The organism is Rosenbergiella sp. YN46, assembly GCF_036620675.1.
Lineage (GTDB): Bacteria > Pseudomonadota > Gammaproteobacteria > Enterobacterales > Enterobacteriaceae > Jejubacter.
The window spans coordinates 1-786 of the sequence record NZ_JAZHEE010000094.1; the positions used below are offsets into that span (position 1 = coordinate 1).

Annotated in this window: 1 protein-coding gene; it reads left to right on the forward strand. The window is 33.0% G+C overall.

Features of this window, described 5'->3' with window-relative positions:
- The first annotated feature begins 233 nt into the window (after positions 1 to 233).
- The gene (locus tag V3W49_RS22655) at positions 234 to 488 is read left to right on the forward strand and encodes a DUF3892 domain-containing protein (protein WP_500148198.1); all 255 of its coding nucleotides are present in this window, start codon (positions 234 to 236) and stop codon (positions 486 to 488) included.
- Positions 489 to 786 lie beyond the last annotated feature (298 nt).

Sequence of the window (786 nt, forward strand, 5' to 3'; positions counted from 1 at the left end):
GCATTTCGTTTTCTTGTACGAGCAGCTTTTCGGGCAGTAGCACGTCGTTGTGCTTTTGTTTGTACCATGTTTAGGATGAATTGTACTTGACAATATGTGGTACAAGTCAGCTATTATTAGCTACTTTTTCTAGTTTACAGTTCGTATCAAATGTCAACAGAATTACCAAACTGTCGATGATATTTCGTATCCTAGTATAGTGTACTAAAATAATAGAACTTAAAATATGAAATGTGGCAGATTTACAAATAAATTGCAAACAAGAAAGTGAGGTAGGAATAACGCATGTTGGAGTACAAAATAATGGCATACAATCAATTAGCAAAGTTATCGCGTGGATAGATCGTGGACATACATTCTACACCCTAAAAGATAACAAAAGGGCAATAGTTCACAAGAAGCAACATCCTGAAAGTAAGCGATGGTTTCTTACAACTAATCCTGACGACATGAATGAGAATAATCTAGATTTCCTTCCTACTTGTTAGTAGATAATTAATTATTTCGTAATACTAGTACAGATTACGAAACCTGCATCTTAAATTCTCGTTTTAATTAACATTTGACTGGAATTGTTAACTATGATGATTGGTTAGTATTAGTTATTGCAACCTGAAACACAAAAAAGGCTTGATTCTATAATTTTTGAAACAACAGCCAAAATGAACGCAATTGTACAAGAAATGAATGCAATTAAATTCTCGGATCTTGATGATGTTTCGAAGTGTGAAAAAACTGACCATCTTAGAAAAGAATTTGAAGTGATACTGAATGAGCAAAAAATTC